The organism is Methylobacterium sp. NPDC097929, assembly GCF_049543375.1.
Lineage (GTDB): Bacteria > Pseudomonadota > Alphaproteobacteria > Rhizobiales > Beijerinckiaceae > Methylobacterium.
On the sequence record NZ_JBMVEP010000001.1, the window covers coordinates 1,201,810 to 1,218,667 of the forward strand.

Sequence of the window (16,858 nt, forward strand, 5' to 3'; positions counted from 1 at the left end):
GGGTCTACCAGCAGCCGGATTCCGCCTCTGCCGCAGGAGTCCCGCTTGAGCACCGACCCCGCCCTCTCGCGCCGCGCGCAAGGCGTGGCGCCCTTCCTGGCGATGGACGTGATGGCCGCGGCCGGCGCCCGCGAGCGGCGCGGGGAGGGCGTCGTCCACATGGAGGTCGGGCAGCCCTCGGCGCCCGCGCCCCGGGCGGTGATCGCGGCGGCGCAGGCCGCGCTCGCCGACGGGCGCATTCCCTACACGGAGGCGCTCGGGCTCCCCGCCCTGCGCGAGCGCATCGCCCGGCACTACGCCGAGACCTACCGCGTGCGCCTCTCTCCCGAGCGGGTGGTGGTGACGACGGGCTCCTCGGCGGGCTTCGTGCTGGCCTTCCTCGCCCTGTTCGATGCGGGCGCGCGGGTCGGCGTGCCGCGCCCGGGCTATCCGGCCTATGACGGCATCCTGCGCGCCCTCGACCTGATCCCGCAGCCGCTGACCCTGCGGGCCGAGGACCGCTACGCCCCGACCCCCGCGTTGGTGCGCGCGGTCCACGCCGCGGAACAGCTCTCGGGGCTGCTGGTGATGAGCCCGGCCAACCCCTCGGGCACGGTGATCGAGCCCGCCCGCCTCGCCGAACTCTGCGACACGGCCCGGGCGCTCTCCCTGCCCTTCGTCTCCGACGAGATCTATCACGGCCTCAGCTACGGCGTGCCGACGGCGACCGCCCTGCAATTCGATGCGCAGGCCGTCGTCATCAACTCCTTCTCGAAGTTCTACTGCATGACGGGCTGGCGGGTCGGCTGGATGGTGGTGCCGGACGGGCTCGTGCGCGGAATCGAGCGGCTGGCGCAGAACCTCTACATCTCGGCGCCCTACCTCTCGCAGGTGGCCGCGCTGGCCGCCTTCGACACGCTCGACGAGATCGCCGCGATCCGCGACGGCTACGCGCAAAACCGCGCCCTGCTCCTCGACGCGCTGCCCGGGCTGGGTTTCACCGACATCCACCCGGTGGACGGCGCCTTCTATCTCTACGCCGACATCGCCCGGCACACGGACGACGCCGGCGCCTTCTGCCGGCGCATGCTCGACGAGGCGGGCGTGGCGGCCACCCCCGGCCTCGACTTCGACCCGGTGGAGGGCGGCCACCACATCCGCTTCTCCTTCGCCGGCTCGAACGCGGATTGCGCCGAGGCGGTGGCGCGGCTGAAGGGCTGGCTGCGCTGAGGGCGGGCCCGATCGCGGTGTCCATCGCGGTTCGCGGAAGTGCGCCGTGGGCTGATGCGGCATCCGTTTGACCGCCTCGGCTTTGACCTCGAATCGTCATCGCGAGCGCAAGCGAAGCGATCCAGTCGTGCGGCCTCTCCGGATCGTGCGGAGCGCTGGATGGCGTCGGCTTCGCCTTGCCATGACGATCCGAGGCGATCGCGTGGAAGCAGTCTGACGCGTCCCGCTCGGAGACCGATGACGGATCTCTGCGAGCAGAGCCCCCTCATCCCGAGGCGCCGGAGCCTCGAAGGAGCGCCGCCAGCCGGGCGCGATCCCTAGCGCTCTCCTGCAAGGCCGCCAGCGCATCAGCTCAGGACGCGGGCTGATACGGTTCTTCGTTTGATCGCTTCGGCCTCTTCGTTCGTCCTTGCGAGGCTCAGCGAAAGCAATCCAGGGCTCCGCACTGTCCGGAGGGGTCGCGCTCTGGGTCGCTTCGGCTCCGCCTCGCGATGACGGAGCGGGGCAAGGACCGAGGCGATCAAACGGAGACGATATGAGAGCCGGGAGACCATGCAAAGCGGGGCCCGGCCGAGCCGGACCCCGCTTCGATGTCATGGGGTAGGTGCCGATGCGGCACCCGGGTTCAACGCGCGGGGCCGCGAGGCCCGCGGCCGCCTCAATCTCCCGCCAGGGCCGCCTTGGTGCGCGACCACCAGCCGGCCCGCTTCGGGCGGTTCGGATCGGGGGGCGTCAGGACCACGGCGACGGGTTCCGGCGCCGGCTCGGCGGTCGCCTCTAAGGCCGTCTCGGCCTGGATCGGCTCGGCCTCCGGCGCGGGCACGACCGGCGGCGGCTCGGCGGCGGCGCCGTTGTCGGCCGCCACGGAGACCGTGGTCACGTCGTCGTTGCTCACCGGCTCCTCGGGCCCGACCGGGAGGGTGTCGGAGGCGGTCTCCTCCGGATGCGCCTCCGCACCGGCCTCATCCGCCTCGTTCCCCTCGCCGTCGGCCTCGTGGCGGCCGTTGCGCTCGGGCCGGCCGCGACCGCGCCCACCCCGGCGCCCGCGGCGGCGGCGGCGGTTGCCCTCCGCATCGTCCCCGTTGGCATCCCCGTTCGCGTCGGCACTCGCGTCCTGAGCCTCGCCCGCCTCGGAGGCGGTCTCGTCGCGCGGGGCGCTCGCCTCGACGGCCTCTTCGGCGGTCTCGGTCTCGCCGGCTTCGTCCCCGTCCTCGGCATCGGAGCCGTCCTCGGCCCCGTCCTCGCCGCCCGCGCGGGCCTCGCCCTCACCGGAGGAACGCCCGCCGCGGCGGCGGCGACGGCGGCGACGGCGGCCACCGGATTCGTCGTTGCCCTCGGAGGCCGGACGCTCCTCGGCCGCGCTCTCGACCTCGGGCCCGGTCTCGACCTCGCTCTCGGCCTCCTCGGCCTCGATGACGTCGTCCTCGAACTCCTCGGCCTCGTAGACCGGCGAGATCGCCACCGCGCGCACGCCCGTCACCGGGCCCTCGTGCTTCACCGCCGGCTCGCCGCGTTCGAGCTGGAAGGCGGAGGTCGCCACGAGCCGGTCGTCGGCGGAGACCGTGATCGTGACCGAGAAGCGCTGCTCGAGATCGAAGAGATGCGCCCGCTTCTGGTTGAGGATGTAGAGCGCCGTCTCGGTGCGGGTGCGCAGCACGACGTTGTGGCTCGCCGACTTGAGCAACCCCTCCTCGATCGAGCGCAGGATGTGCAGCGCCACCGAGGAGGTCGCCCGCACGAAGCCCGAGCCGCCGCAATGGGCGCAGGGGATCGAGGAGGATTCGAGCACGCCGGTGCGGATGCGCTGGCGGCTCATCTCCAGGAGGCCGAAGGGCGAGATCCGCCCGACCTGGATGCGCGCCCGGTCGTTCTTGAGCGCCTCGTTGAGGCGCTTCTCCACCGCCCGGTTGTTGCGCTTCTCCTCCATGTCGATGAAGTCGATCACGACGAGGCCGGCCAGATCGCGCAGGCGCACCTGGCGGGCGACCTCTTCGGCCGCTTCGAGGTTCGTCTTGAGCGCGGTGTCCTCGATGTCGTGCTCGCGAGTGGCGCGGCCGGAGTTCACGTCGATCGAGACCAGAGCCTCGGTCGGGTTGATGACGAGGTAGCCGCCCGAGCGCAGGGCCACGTGGGTCGAGAACATCGCGTCGAGCTGCTGCTCGACGCCGTAGCGGGCGAAGATCGGCGTCGGATCGCGGTAGGGCTTCACGACCTTGGACTGGCCGGGCATCAGCATCCGCATGAAGTCCTTGGCCTCGCGGTAGGCGTCCTCGCCGGAGACCAGAACCTCGTCGAGATCCTTGTTGTAGAGGTCGCGGATCGCCCGCTTGATCAGCGAGCCCTCCTCGTAGACGAGCGCCGGGGCGGTCGAGGACAGCGTCAGCTCGCGCACGCTCTCCCACAGGCGCATCAGGTACTCGAAGTCGCGCTTGATCTCGGGCTTGGTGCGCGAGGCGCCGGCCGTGCGCAGGATGATGCCCATCCCGTCCGGCACGTCGAGGTCGGCCACCACTTCCTTGAGGCGCTTGCGGTCGGCCGCGCTCGTGATCTTGCGCGAGATGCCGCCGCCCCGGCCGGTATTGGGCATCAGCACCGAGTAGCGGCCGGCCAGCGACAGGTAGGTGGTGAGCGCCGCACCCTTGGTGCCGCGCTCTTCCTTGACGACCTGAACGAGAATGATCTGGCGGCGCTTGATCACCTCCTGGATCTTGTAGTGGCGACGATAGGCGCGCGGGCGCTCGGGAATCTCGGCGAGCGCGTCGCCCGAGCCGCCGACCTGGGCCACCCGCGGTTCGCCGTCCTCGGATTCCTCGTCCTCTTCCTCGTCGTCATCCTCGGACTCGTCGTCGTCGGAATCCTCGTCCTCATCCTCCGAATCGTCGTCGTCGGACTCGTCATCCTCCGCATCGTCGTCCTCGTCGGAATCCTCGTCCGTCGCCTCGGCCTCGGAGAGCGGGGCGCTGGCGGCGACGGGCTGCGGCTCGACCGTCTCCGCCTCTGCGGGCGAAGACTCGGCGGGCGAAGACTCGGCGGAAGCGGGCTCGGCAGGCTCGGGCGCCTCCGCGGCCGCGACGGGCGGATTGGGAGCCTCGGAGATCGCGGCGATGTCGGAGGGCTCGACCGTGGCGGCGTCCGGCGCGGGAGCCTCGGCGGATGCGCCGGGCTCCAGGGCCGTCTCGGGCAGGCTCGCGGAGGCGTCGCCGCCGGTCTCGACGGTCGCGCCCTCGGTGTCGCCGGCCTCACCCTCGCTCCGGCCCTCGATCAGCGCGGCGCGCACGGCCTCGATGGCCTCCGGCGCGGGCGCGTCCGCAGCTTGACCCTCACCCGGGATGGCGTTCTCGGCGGAGACCGATCCCTCGACGGCCTCCTCGGCCGGGTCCTGCGACTTGACGGTGTCGTCGCTCCGGGCGCCGCGGGCCTCGGCCCGGCGCCCGCGCGAGCGGCGGCCCCGCGGCGGACGGCGCTCCTCGCGCTCGCGGTGCTCCTCCTCCTCGCGCGCCTCGGCCTCGATCAGCGCGAGGCGGTCGGCCATCGGGATCTGGTAGTAGTCCGGGTGGATCTCGTTGAAGGCGAGGAAGCCGTGGCGGTTGCCGCCATACTCGACGAAGGCCGCCTGGAGCGAGGGCTCCACGCGGGTGACCTTGGCGAGATAGATGTTGCCCCTCAGAGGCCGGCGGTTGGCCGCCTCGAAATCGAATTCCTCGACCCGGGAACCCTGGACCGTGACGACCCGGGTCTCCTCCGGGTGCATCGCGTCGATGAGCATCTTGTTGTTGGCCATGACGAACTTTCGTTCATGGCGGCCGACGTCGTTCTCCTCACGCATGCGCCGCGTCGTCCCGGCGGGGCCTCACCCGGCCCCGAGGCCGGAGGAAAGAGGACGCGCGCGGGCCTCGTCGCCGAGGATGCGGATGGTGCGGGGAGGGGATTGCCGTCAACCGCCTTGACGCGCCGGGATTCGGCGCTTTGGGGGTTGAACAGGGCCGGGGCGACGAGAGGGGCGGGGCGACGCGAAAACCGCGCGCCTTCGGCACGAGCAGCGGCAACCGATGCTGTGCGTCCTCCCATCCTGATCCGGCCTCGCGAAGATGGTGGGCCGGTGAAAGCGGCCCGTGCAGATTTCATAGGCGCGGCGCCCCCGTACGATCGGAAGGCCGCGAATGCCGTGACACCCGCCCGGATGCCGGGAGGCGCCGACTGACGCTGCCAATTCGAGCGAGGTGGGCGCCGACATGCCCCGGGCGCGCCCGAGGGCCGCCGAAGCGCCAACTCGGGAATGGGGTCGATATCATTACAGAGTGTCGCGGGAGAATTGCAAGGGTTCCCTGTGAACGCCCTCGACGCTTCGTCACGCGCGCCGGGCCGGCGCGCTTCGCATCGGGCGGCTGAACCGGAGGGCGCGCCGCGCGCTTGAAGGAGAAGAAGACCGCCGGAACGGCCCGGCCGGCAGGGGAGGGCTTCGCGATGTCGTTTCCCGAAACATCGCTCGCATCGGTCGCGACGGAAGGGCGCCAAGCCCGCTACCGCGGCGATCCGGCGACCGCCAACCCTTACCCCGAGGGCTCCGAGGACCACGCCGTCTGGAAGCGGGCCTGGGAGACCCCCGACGGGGAGGCGGCCGAACGCGAGGCGCCCGACGGCCGCGCCTGACGCGCCGGCCGAGCGGACATCCCATCCGCGGCCGCGGGCGGTGTCACCCCCGCACCACAGCGGGACCAGGACCGGCGGTCGCGCGGTGAGGAACGGTTAACCATCCCGCTCGTATCCCGTATCGGAGGCTCCCGGAAACTTGGCCGACCGATGCAGCCACGCGCCCGCCTGCTCCGTACCGGATACGTCGCCCTCGTTCTCGCGGGCGGCGCGATGCTGCCCGCGGCCCCCGCGCCGGCCCAGGACGGGGCCGCGGTGGCGATCGCCGCCGAGGTCGCGGCGCGGGACGGCACGACCCGGCTCACCCTCACCCTGTCCAAGGCGGTCGAAGCCCGCGCCGTCCTGATGGAGCGGCCCGACCGGGCGGTGATCGACCTGCCCGAGGTCAATTTCCAGATCCCTCAGGAGATGGGCCGCGAGTCCGGGCGCAAGCGCGAGACGGCGCGGGGGGATCTGATCGCCTCGTTCCGCTACGGGCTGTTCGCGCCGGGCCGCTCGCGCATCGTGGTCGATCTCGCCGGCCCCGCCGTGGTCGGCGCCATCGAGACGACGACGACCCGCGAGGGCGCGGTGCTGCTCTCCATTCCCTTCCGCAAGGTCGATCGCGACAGCTTCCGCAAGGCGGCGGTGGCGGGTGATCCGAGCCCGGCCGCCTCCGCCAAGACGGCCCCCAAAATCGGGTCGATGACTGAGGCCGCCGACACGCGCCCGCTCATCGTCATCGATGCCGGGCACGGGGGCACCGATCCCGGCGCCATCGCCGCCACGGGGGTGTTCGAGAAGGACATCGTGTTCGGCTTTGCCCAATCCTTCGCCGAACGCCTGGAGCAGACCGGCCGCTACCGCCTGCTGATGACCCGCGACCGGGACGTGTTCGTGCCGCTGGCCGAGCGCGTGCGCATCGCCCGCGACGCCAAGGCCGATCTGTTCGTCTCGATCCACGCCGACTCGATCTCCGCCGCGCCGCAGGTGAAGGGCGCCACGATCTACACGGGCTCCGAGAAGGCGACCGACGGCGAATCGGCCCGGCTGGCCGAGCGCGAGAACCGGGCCGACGCCGCCGCCGGCACGGATTCGGGCGAGGCGCCGGCGGACGTGGCCGACATCCTCCAGGAACTCACCCTGCGCGAGACCCGCGGCTTCTCGGCGGGCTTTGCCGGCCGCCTGATGGGCCAGCTCTCGCCGGTGATGGAGATGAGCGCCAAGCCTCACCGCGAGGCGGGCTTCAAGGTGCTGCGCTCCCCCGACGTGCCCTCCGTGCTGATCGAACTCGGCTACCTCTCGAGCAAGAGCGATCTGGAGAAGCTGCAATCGGAGGAATGGCGCATGCGGGTGACCGGATCGATGGCCAAGGCCGTGGACCTGTTCTTCTCCGGCCGGGCCACGCTCTCCCGGCCCGCGCCGGTGCCGCCGCGCAAGGCCGCGGCCATCGCCCCAGTTTCACCATAGAGCCGGTGTCGATACGGGGCTCGACGAGCCCCCCCGTCCGCTTGAACGAAAAGCGCGGCCGCGCGGGGCCTCACCGGAGCCCGCGGCAGGCCCTCGCCGCGGTGGCTTCTTGCCGATAAGGCTCCCTGCCGAGCCCATCGGTGCGCAGCGGACGAGCGACGGAACGGACCCCGGATGCGTTTCATCCTGCGATTCTTCGCCTTCCTGTTCTCGGCCGGTGCGGTGGTGTTCTGCATCGCCGCCGCGGTCGGCGCGTTCTTCTACTGGAAGTACAGCCAGGACCTGCCGGACCACGCCGCGCTCGCCAATTACGAGCCGCCGGTGATGACCCGCGTCCACGCCTCCGACGGCTCGCTGCTGGCCGAGTACGCCCACGAGCGGCGCCTCTACCTGCCGATCCAGGCGATGCCCAAGATCGTGGTCGCCGCCTTCCTCTCGGCCGAGGACAAGAACTTCTACAAGCACGGCGGCATCGATCCCGAGGGCATCGTGCGCGCGATCCTGACCAACGCCCAGTCCGGCAAGAAGCAGGGCGCCTCGACGATCACGCAGCAGGTCGCCAAGAACTTCCTGCTCTCCAACGAGCAGACCTACGACCGCAAGATCAAGGAGGCGCTGATCGCCCTGCGGATCGAGGCGGCCTACTCGAAGGACAAGATCCTCGAACTCTACCTCAACGAGATCTTTTTGGGGACGATCGTCCCGGGCCGCAACCTCCACGGCGTCGCGGCGGCGGCCTTGGACTACTTCGGAAAATCCGTCCACGAGCTGACCATCAACGAGGCGGCCTATCTCGCCGCCCTGCCGAAGGGTCCCAACAACTACCACCCCTACCGCAAGACCCAGGCGGCGCTCTCGCGGCGCAACGAGATCATCGGCCTGATGGCCCAGAACGGCTACATCACCGCCGAGGAAGGCACGGAGGCCAAGAAGCTGCCGCTCGGCGTCAACCCGCGCGTCGCCTTCCCGAACGCGGCCAACGCCAACTACTTCACGGAAGAGGTCCGCCGCGAGATCTCCGAGCGCTACGGCCAGACCAAGCTCTACGAGGGCGGCCTCTCCGTGCGCGCCACCCTCGATCCGAAGATGCAGGCCTGGGCGCGTAAGTCCCTCATCGACGGGCTCGTGCGCTACGATCAGGCCCGCGGCTGGCGCGGGGCCGAGCACCGGGTCGATCTCACCGGCCGCGACTGGGGGCTCGCCGTCTCCGAGATGCCGGCGCTGGGCGACATCGCCCCCTGGCGGCTCGCGGTGGTGCTGAACACCAATGGCGGCGTGGCGCAGATCGGCCTCCAGCCCCGGCGTGAGGCCTCCGGCGCGGTCTCGAAGGAGCGCGAGACCGGCGCGATCCCGGCGGAGGGCGTGAAGTGGACCGGCCGCGCCGTCGCCACCGCGGTCAAGCCCGGCGACGTGGTCTATGTCGAGTCGATCGATGCCGGAAAGGGCACCTACCGCCTGCGCCAGAAGCCGGAGGTGTCGGGCGCCATCGTCGCGATGGACCCCTATACGGGCCGCGTCCACGCCATGGTCGGCGGCTTCTCCTACGAGGAATCCGAGTTCAACCGCGCGACGCAGGCGATGCGCCAGCCCGGCTCGTCGTTCAAGCCGATCGTCTACTCGGCGGCGCTCGACAACGGCTACACCCCCTCCTCGGTGGTGCAGGATTCGCCGATCACCATCGAGGCCGGCCCCGGCCAGGAGGCGTGGTCGCCCTCGAACTACGACGGCAAGGCCGGCGGCCCGCACACCCTGCGCTACGGCATCGAGCACTCGAAGAACCTGATGACGGTGCGGCTGGCCAAGGACATCGGCATGCCGCTGATCGCCGAGTATTCCCGCCGCTTCGGCGTCTACGACGACCTGCTGCCCGTGCTGCCGATGTCGCTCGGTGCCGGCGAGACCACGGTGATGCGCATGGTCACCGCCTACTCGATGCTCGCCAACGGGGGCCGGCGCATCCGCCCGACCCTGATCGACCGCATCCAGGACCGGGTCGGCGAGACGATCTACCGGCACGACAACCGCAAATGCGTCGGCTGCGACGCGGAGAAGTGGTCGGGCCAGGACGAGCCCAAGCTCGTGGACGAATCCGAGCAGGTGCTCGACCCGCTCACCGCCTACCAGATGGTCTCAATCATGGAGGGCGTGGTCCAGCGCGGCACCGCGACGATCCTCAAGCAGGTCGGCAAGCCGCTGGCCGGCAAGACCGGCACGACGAACGACGCCAAGGATGCGTGGTTCGTGGGCTTCTCGCCCGATCTCGCGGTCGGCGTCTATCTCGGCTTCGACAAGCCGCGCTCGCTCGGCGACCGGGCGACCGGCGGCGGGCTGGCCGCGCCCATCGCCCTCGACTTCCTGAAGGTCGCGCTCAAGGACAAGCCGCCCACGCCCTTCCGCGTGCCGCCGGGGATCAAGCTGATCCGCGTCAACGTGGCCTCCGGCACCCGCGCCGGCTCGGGCGAGGGCGGGGGCACCATCCTGGAGGCGTTCAAGCCCGGCACCGCCCCGCCGGACGCCTACGTCGCCCCGTCCGCCCCCGCCGCGGTGCCGGCCGATGCCGGCGCCGCCGCCCAGGCCGGCGGGGTCTACTGACGGAACCGACCCGACCCGGCGAAACGGAGCCGCCCCCACCCGGGCGGCTCTTTTCGTTTCGAGGCCCTAAATTGGTGGATCGTATCCAACGACGCCGATCTTCGGCGGCGGCCGCATCATGAAGAAGGACGTTTTATTTTCGCGGCCAAAAACGCCCGATCATTCCTTTGACGAAAGATATTCCCGCGGCGATGATTTGCAACGGCGAGGCGATATCGCGGGAAGACTGCGGATGTCCGCCCCTTGCTTCCGATCATCTTCCTCGAAGACGAGCGACGTGCCGCCATGCCTGTCCGGACCGAACCTGCCGCGCCCGAGCCGATCCGCTTCGCCTACTGGGTGCCCAACGTCTCGGGTGGCCTCGTCATCAGCAAGATCGAGCAGCGCACGAGCTGGGACGCGGACTATAACCGCAAGCTCGCGCAGATCGCGGAACAGGCCGGGTTCGACTACGCGCTGACCCAGATCCGCTTCACCGCCGGCTACGGCGCCGAGTACCAGCACGAATCGGTCGCCTTCAGCCACGCGCTGGCCGCCGCCACGACCCGGCTGACGGTGATCGCCGCGATCCTGCCCGGCCCCTGGAACCCGACCCTGGCCGCCAAGCAGATCGCCACGATCTCCGGGCTCACGCAGGGGCGGATCGCGGTCAACATCGTCTCGGGTTGGTTCTCCGGCGAGTTCCGGGCCATCGGCGAGCCCTGGCTCGACCACGACGAGCGCTACCGCCGCTCGGAAGAGTTCATCCGCTCCTTGCGCGGGATCTGGACGCAGGACGCCTTCAGCTTCCGCGGCGATTTCTACCGCTACACGGACTACACCCTGAAGCCGAAGCCGGGGCCGCGCCTGCCGGAGATCTTCCAGGGCGGCTCCTCGCGCGCCGCCCGCGACATGGCCGCCCGCGTCTCCGACTGGTACTTCACCAACGGCAACACGCCCGACGGCGTGCGGGCGCAGGTCGAGGATCTGCGCGCCAAGGCGCAGGCGAACGGCCATTCCGTGAAAGTCGGCGTCAACGCCTTCGTCATCGCCCGCGAGACGGAGGAGGAGGCCCGCGCCGTCCTCCGGGAGATCATCGAGAACGCCGACCCGGACGCGGTGAAGGCCTTCGGCCACGAGGTGAAGAACGCCGGCAAGGCCTCGCCCGAAGGCGAGGGCAACTGGGCGAAGTCCAGCTTCGAGGATCTCGTCCAGTACAACGACGGCTTCAAGACGGGGCTGATCGGCACGCCGGACCAGATCGCCGAGCGCATCCTCGCCCTCAAGGATGCCGGCGCCGATCTCGCCCTGCTCGCCTTCCTGCACTTCCAGGAGGAGGTGCAGTCCTTCGGCGAGCAGGTGATCCCGCGGGTCCGCGCCCTGGAAGCCGCAAGAGCCGAGCGCGCGGAGGCCGCGTAAATCCCTCCCCCCTCTGCGGGGGAGGGTGCCTGCGGAGCAGGCGGGTGAGGGGAGCGACGGTGCCGCAGGTGGCGCACGCCGTCCGCTGCTGCGACCGATCCGGCGACGGGGTTTCCCCCTCTCCCGACCCCCTCTCCGGGGGCTACCCTCCCCCGCAGAGGGGGGAGGGTTTTTTCCCGCGCCTTTTCCTCACGACCGGAGACCGCTCCATGACCATCGCCGTCAGCCCCACCACGGCCGAGGCCGGCAGCCGGCCGCAGGGCGTGCCGGGGCCCGCGCGCCCCGCGACCCCGGCCCACGTCGTCCGCGACGATGCCGAGGCGATCCGCGTCGCCCACGAACTGGCAAACGAATTCCGCGCGGGCGCGTCCGAGCGCGACCGCACCAACGCCCGCCCGCTCGCCGAACTCGATGCCTTCTCCCAGAGCGGCCTGTGGTCGATCAACGTGCCGCGGGCCCATGGCGGGCCGGAGGTTTCCTACAAGACGCTGGCGCAGGTGATCGCGATCATCGCCGCGGCCGACCCGTCGATCGCGCAGATCGCCCAGAACCATCTCGGCATCGTTGCGGCGATCCGCACGGTGTCCGACCCCGAGCAGCAGGCGCTTCTCTTCGAGCAAGTCCTGAAGGGCACCCGCTTCGGAAACGCCTTCTCGGAGCGCGGCACCCAGCGCGCCGCCGAGTTCGAGACCCGCTTCACCGATCACGGCGATCACGTCGTCGTGCGCGGCCAGAAGTTCTATTCCTCGGGCGCGCTCCTCGCCCATCTCGTGCCGATCGTCGCCCTCGATGCGCAGGGCCGGGCCTGGTACGCCATCGCCGAGCGCGATGCGCCGGGCCTGACCGTGATCGACGACTGGTCGGCCTTCGGGCAGCGGGGCACGGCGAGCGGCACCGTCCTCATCGCGGACGTGCGGGTCGAAAAGAGCCACCTCGTGCCGGGCTACCGCGCCTACGAGGCGCCGCGGGCGGACGGCGCCATCTTCCAGATCATCCAGGCCGCGGTCGATGCCGGGATCGGCCGCGAGGCGTTGGCCGACACCATCGACTTCGTGCGCGAGCGGGCGCGCCCCTGGATCGACAGCGGCGGGGAGCGCGCCTCCGACGACCCCTACACCATCCGCGCCATCGGCGACCTGACGATCCGCCAGCACGCGGCGGAAGCCCTGCTCGACCGGGCGGGGCTGGCGATCGACGCGGCGGTGGCCAACCCGACGGCCGAAAGCGTGGCTGCGGCCCAGATCGCGACCGCGGAAGCCAAGGTGCTCACCACCGAGGTCGCGCTGGCCGCCGCCAACACCCTGTTCGAACTCTCCGGCACCCGCTCGACGCTGGCCGAGCACAACCTCGACCGCCACTGGCGCAACGCCCGCACCCACACCCTTCACGACCCCGTGCGCTGGAAATACGCGATCATCGGCAACCACGCCCTCAACGGGGTGAACCCACCGCTCCACGCATGGAGCTGAGGCGTCCTGCGCCCTTGCGAGCGCAGCCAAGCCTTCCAGGGCCTTGTCAGATCCGGATGGGTCGCGCTCCTGGATCGCTTCGGCTTCGCCTCGCGATGACGGTGCGGGCCACCCTCTGCGTCCTTGCGCGGCGAAGCCGACGCCATCCAGCGGCGCGACGGAATGCGGCTGTGCGGCGCGGCCCGCACGCGCCGGCAGCCTTGCCCTGACGGTGGGAGAAGCCCTGGCGCCTCACGCGCAAGAATCTTCCCCCAAAGCCGTCATCACCGCCGCAAAAATCCGGTCCGGCCGGAAGGGCGTGGCGGTGAGCCGGGCGCCGGTGGCGTCGCGGATGGCGTTGGCCAACGCGGCGGCGACCGGGTTGAAGGGCGCCTCGCTCATCGACTTGGCGCCGAGCGGCCCGACCTGATCGTGGGTGTCGGCGAACAGCACCTCGGTCTCCGGCACGGCGGCGCAGGCCAGGATGGGGTAGCCGCGCAAGGACTGCGTGACCACGCGGCCGTCGCCATCCACGATTACCTCTTCGGAGAGGGCGGCGCCGAGCGCCTGGGCGACGCCGCCCTCGATCTGGCCGCGGCACTGCATCGGGTTGATCACGGTGCCCGCATCCGCCGCGTGGACGCTTCTGAGGATGCGGACCTCGCCGCTGCGCGGGTGGACGCCCACGCGAAACGCCTGGACGTTGAAGGAGACCGAGCGCGGGCTGCCCTCGGCCCGGCCCGCCGCCGCGATCGGCCCGAGATCCGCGAGCGGCACCGGCCCGGCGGGGGTCTCGACCCGATCCGCCGCGAGCCGGCAGGCGGCCGGATCGGCGCCCGTGCGCGCCGCGGCCGCGGAGAGGATCGCCTGCGCGAGGGCCTGCGCCGCCCGCAACACGGCCTGCCCGCCGACCACCGTGCCGGTGCTGCCGTAGGCGCCGGTATCGTGCGCGACCTGATCGGTGTCGGCGCCGACGATCCGCACCCGCTCCGGCGCGGTGCCGAGCGCGCTCGCGGCGATCTGGCGCTGGACCGTCGCGGTGCCGTTGCCGAACTCCGCGGTGCCGACGCGCGCGGTGTAGCGGCCGTCGGGCTCCAGAAGCAGGCGGGCGTCGGAGACGTGGCCGCGGGGCGGGATCGTGTCGATCATCGCCATGGCCATGCCGGTGCCGACCCGCCAGTCCGGCCCCGGCGGGGCTTGCCCCGCATCGGCCTTCATCGCCGCCTCCACGCCATTGAGGCACTGGTCGAGGCCGTAGGAACCGATCCTGACGTCGTGCGGCTCCAGGCTCTTGGAGACCATCGGCTCGCCCGGCCGGATCGCGTTGCGGCGGCGCAGCGCGTAGGGGTCGAGGCCGACCATCCGCGCCAGTTCGTCGAGGGCGGATTCCATGGCGAAGACGGTCTGGCTCAGGCCGTAGCCGCGATACGCCCCGGCCGGCAGGGTGTGGGTGTAGACGGCGTAGCCGTCGACCCGCTTGTTCGGGCAGGTATAGGCGGCCAGCACCTCGTTGCAGCCGTGATGGATCACCCCGCCGGCATGGTTGCCGTAGGCGCCGGTGTTCGAGAGCACGTCCAGCGCCATCGCCGTCAGCCGCCCGTCGCGGGTGGCGCCGAGCCGCACCCGGACCCGCATGGGATGGCGGGTGGTGGTGCCGATGAACTGCTCCTGGCGCGTCAGCTCCCACTTCACCGGGCGGCCGAGCCGCAGCACGGCCAGCGCCACGAGATCCTCGGTCAGCATCTCCTGCTTGCCGCCGAAGCCGCCGCCGACCCGGCCGCAGGAGACCCGCACCCAGTCGCGGGGCAGATCGAACAGGGCGCAGAGCGCGTCGCGGGTCAGGAAGGGCACCTGCGTGGAGCTGCGCAGATTCAGGCGCCCGTCCGCGTCGATCTGGCCGAGGCAGCCATGGGTCTCCAGATGGACGTGCTGGACCCGCTGCGAATGGTACGTACCTTCGTAGACGTGGTGGGCCTGCGCGAGGCCCGCGGCCACGTCGCCGACCTCGCCGTGGACCTCGGCGGCGAGGTTCGGATGGGCGTGGAGCGGGGGCGCGTCCTCGCCGGGCCGGTCGGCGCCGTCATGGACGAGGGGCGCGTCCGGGCCGAGCGCCAGATCCGGGTCGGTGACGGCGGGCCGAACCGCGTAGGTGACGACGAGCGCGGCGCAGCCGGCTTCCGCCGCCGCCTCGCTCTCGGCCACCACCGCCGCCACCCGCTGACCGACGAAGCGGACGACGGAATCGAGGATCCGCGTGTCGGCGGCGTCGTCCCGCGGGTCCTCGTGGCGGCCGGTGGAGAAGCGGCGGCCCGGCACATCGGCATGGGTGAACACCGCCACCACGCCGGGCAGGGCGAGCGCCGCCGCCCGGTCGACGGCGACGATGCGGGCATGCGGGTGGGGCGAGCGCAGCACCTTGAGGTGGAGCAGGCCCTCCACCGGCGTGTCGAAGGTGAAGCGGGCGCGCCCGCTCACGGTCTCGGCGGCGGCCGGTGCCGGCAGGTTGCGCCCGACCGGATCGCCCTCGGCCCCCGCATCGACATGGGTGACTCCGGCCACCGCGTCGCGGATCGCCCGGTAGCCGGTGCAGCGGCAGAGATTGCCTTTCAGCGCCGTCCCGAGATCCTGACGCTGGCCCGCGTCGAGGGCGGCCGCGGTCATGATCATGCCGGGCGTGCAGAAGCCGCACTGAAAGCCCTGCGCGGCCAGGAACGCCGCCTGCATCGGATGGAATTCTCCCGGCACGCCCTCTCCCGGCGCGCAGGGGCCGGACAATCCCTCGATGGTGGTGAGGCTGCGCCCCTCCGCCCGAAAGGCGGGCATGAGGCAGGAATGGACCGGTTCGCCGTCGAGATGGACGGTGCAGGCGCCGCAATCGCCCGCATCGCAGCCCTTCTTGACCCCGAACCAGCCGAGATCGCGCAACAGCGTGCGCAGGCACTGGCCCGGCCGGGCCAGTGCCTCCTGGGTCAGGCCGTTGACGGTGAGCCTCACGCAGTGCCCTCCCCGGCGAGTTCGCCGCGGATCGCGCGGGAGAGTTCCCGCGTCATGTGGCGGCGCCAGGCCGGCGCCCCGTGCACGTCGTCGTAGATCGCGTCCTCGGGGATGTGATGATCGAGGGCGGCGCGCAGTTCGCCGTCGTCCGGCAGGGCCGGGAAGGCGATCCGCAGCGGTCGGCGGACGGAGGCCGTGACCGTGAGCGCGAAGGCGTCGCCTGCGTCGAGCGTGCCGATGACGAGTGCGCCCGAGCGCCCGCCCGGCGTGAGCGACACCCGCCGGACGGCCGCGCGGCGGGTCAGGGCCCGTGCGGGGAGAGTGATGCTTCGAAGAAGCTCGCCCGGGCGCAGGGCCGTCGCCTGCGGGCCCTCCACGAAGTCGAGGACGCCGAGGCGCCGCTCGCCGTTCTCGGGCGTCCAGAGGGTGCAGATTCCGTCCAGGGCGGCGGTGAGCGCGATCATCGGCCCTGCGGGCAGCGCGAGGCAGAGGTTGCCGCCGACGGTGGCGACGTTGCCGATCTTGAACGAGCCGAGCAGCGCCCGGCAGCAGGGGCCGATCAGCCCCGCCGCGCTCCAGGCGGCGGGCGGTTCGAAGCGATCGAGCCCGGCGAGGGTGCAGGTCGCGGCGATCGTAAGGCCGTCCTCCGTCGCCGTCAGCGGCGGCCAGCCGAGGCCGGCGAGGTCGATCAGCCGGTGCAGGCTGGGTTGCGGCTCGGAGAACAGCCAGGTGCCGCCGCCGAGCCACGCATCGCCCGGCCGCCAGGAGGGCAGTTCGGCGCGCGCGCCGGGCCGGAGGACCGCATCGACCGTGTTGAGATCCATCGCCCTTCCGCCAGCGCCCCTTGTCCCGGGGGCTCAGCAAGGAGCCTGCCAGCGGGGCTGGGAGTGGGCAAGGGTGGATCGCGGTGAGGCGGAATCGCCGGCACCTCAAGGCGACATGATCCCATTCGGCCTCATCCTGAGGCACCGCTGCGCGCCGCCACCTGAGGATCAGGGCGCGAGGGGGGTGTCCGAAGCCGACTCGGCCCGGCCGCTCGGCGAAACGCCGTCATCCCGCCGCGGGCGGCCGGACCCGACAAGGGCAGGCCGAAGCGGCCGACACTCGGGCTGAGCGCG

At 71.6% G+C, this 16,858-nt stretch carries 9 protein-coding genes; 6 read left to right on the forward strand and 3 right to left on the reverse strand.

Features of this window, described 5'->3' with window-relative positions; all coding sequences use genetic code 11:
* Nucleotides 1-45: 45 nt before the first annotated feature.
* The gene (locus ACPCJR_RS05760) at nucleotides 46-1,209 is read left to right on the forward strand and encodes a pyridoxal phosphate-dependent aminotransferase (protein WP_391511546.1); all 1,164 of its coding nucleotides are present in this window, start codon (nucleotides 46-48) and stop codon (nucleotides 1,207-1,209) included.
* Between the two features lie 658 nt (nucleotides 1,210-1,867).
* On the opposite strand, the gene ACPCJR_RS05765 is transcribed toward ACPCJR_RS05760, so the two are convergent.
* Nucleotides 1,868-4,990 carry an Rne/Rng family ribonuclease gene (locus ACPCJR_RS05765; RefSeq protein ID WP_391511545.1) on the reverse strand — a complete coding sequence of 1,041 codons (3,123 nt, stop codon included), beginning with the start codon at nucleotides 4,988-4,990 and terminating at the stop codon, nucleotides 1,868-1,870.
* 683 nt (nucleotides 4,991-5,673) lie between these two features.
* On the opposite strand from ACPCJR_RS05765, the gene ACPCJR_RS05770 reads away from it, so the two are divergent.
* From ACPCJR_RS05770 to ACPCJR_RS05790, 5 genes are all read left to right on the forward strand, one after another.
* Complete coding sequence (locus tag ACPCJR_RS05770; protein WP_391511544.1) at nucleotides 5,674-5,859, forward strand: hypothetical protein; 186 nt, start codon at nucleotides 5,674-5,676, stop codon at nucleotides 5,857-5,859.
* A gap of 150 nt (nucleotides 5,860-6,009) precedes the next feature.
* Entirely contained in the window at nucleotides 6,010-7,308 is a 1,299-nt protein-coding gene (locus ACPCJR_RS05775; protein ID WP_391511543.1) for an N-acetylmuramoyl-L-alanine amidase, read from the forward strand.
* Nucleotides 7,309-7,482: 174 nt separating this feature from the next.
* Nucleotides 7,483-9,900 (forward strand): penicillin-binding protein 1A, encoded by a 2,418-nt coding sequence (locus tag ACPCJR_RS05780; RefSeq protein ID WP_391511542.1) that lies wholly within the window; start codon nucleotides 7,483-7,485, stop codon nucleotides 9,898-9,900.
* A 285-nt stretch (nucleotides 9,901-10,185) separates the two neighbouring features.
* Nucleotides 10,186-11,298, forward strand: coding sequence for a dimethylsulfone monooxygenase SfnG (gene sfnG / locus ACPCJR_RS05785; protein WP_391511541.1), 1,113 nt, complete (start codon nucleotides 10,186-10,188; stop codon nucleotides 11,296-11,298).
* A gap of 209 nt (nucleotides 11,299-11,507) precedes the next feature.
* A complete protein-coding gene (locus tag ACPCJR_RS05790) occupies nucleotides 11,508-12,767 on the forward strand; it encodes an SfnB family sulfur acquisition oxidoreductase (RefSeq protein WP_391511540.1) in 1,260 nt (419 codons plus the stop codon).
* Between the two features lie 231 nt (nucleotides 12,768-12,998).
* Here the strand turns inward: ACPCJR_RS05790 and ACPCJR_RS05795 are convergent, their stop codons facing one another.
* Both ACPCJR_RS05795 and ACPCJR_RS05800 read right to left on the reverse strand, forming a co-directional pair.
* Nucleotides 12,999-15,740: a molybdopterin-dependent oxidoreductase gene (locus ACPCJR_RS05795; protein WP_391511539.1), complete on the reverse strand. Its 2,742-nt coding sequence runs from the start codon at nucleotides 15,738-15,740 to the stop codon at nucleotides 12,999-13,001.
* Nucleotides 15,737-16,564 carry an FAD binding domain-containing protein gene (locus tag ACPCJR_RS05800; RefSeq protein WP_391511538.1) on the reverse strand — a complete coding sequence of 276 codons (828 nt, stop codon included), beginning with the start codon at nucleotides 16,562-16,564 and terminating at the stop codon, nucleotides 15,737-15,739. The genes ACPCJR_RS05795 and ACPCJR_RS05800 overlap by 4 nt, the downstream gene beginning before the upstream one ends.
* Between the last annotated feature and the right edge of the window lie 294 nt (nucleotides 16,565-16,858).

Bases quoted from the DNA above. Each gene is read 5' to 3' on its own strand.
- ACPCJR_RS05765 (WP_391511545.1), bottom strand. From the start codon at position 4,990: ATGGCCAACAACAAGATGCTCATCGACGCGATGCACCCGGAGGAGACC.
- ACPCJR_RS05770 (WP_391511544.1), top strand. From the start codon at position 5,674: ATGTCGTTTCCCGAAACATCGCTCGCATCGGTCGCGACGGAAGGGCGC.
- ACPCJR_RS05775 (WP_391511543.1), top strand. From the start codon at position 6,010: ATGCAGCCACGCGCCCGCCTGCTCCGTACCGGATACGTCGCCCTCGTT.
- ACPCJR_RS05780 (WP_391511542.1), top strand. From the start codon at position 7,483: ATGCGTTTCATCCTGCGATTCTTCGCCTTCCTGTTCTCGGCCGGTGCG.
- sfnG (WP_391511541.1), top strand. From the start codon at position 10,186: ATGCCTGTCCGGACCGAACCTGCCGCGCCCGAGCCGATCCGCTTCGCC.
- ACPCJR_RS05790 (WP_391511540.1), top strand. From the start codon at position 11,508: ATGACCATCGCCGTCAGCCCCACCACGGCCGAGGCCGGCAGCCGGCCG.
- ACPCJR_RS05800 (WP_391511538.1), bottom strand. From the start codon at position 16,564: ATGGATCTCAACACGGTCGATGCGGTCCTCCGGCCCGGCGCGCGCGCC.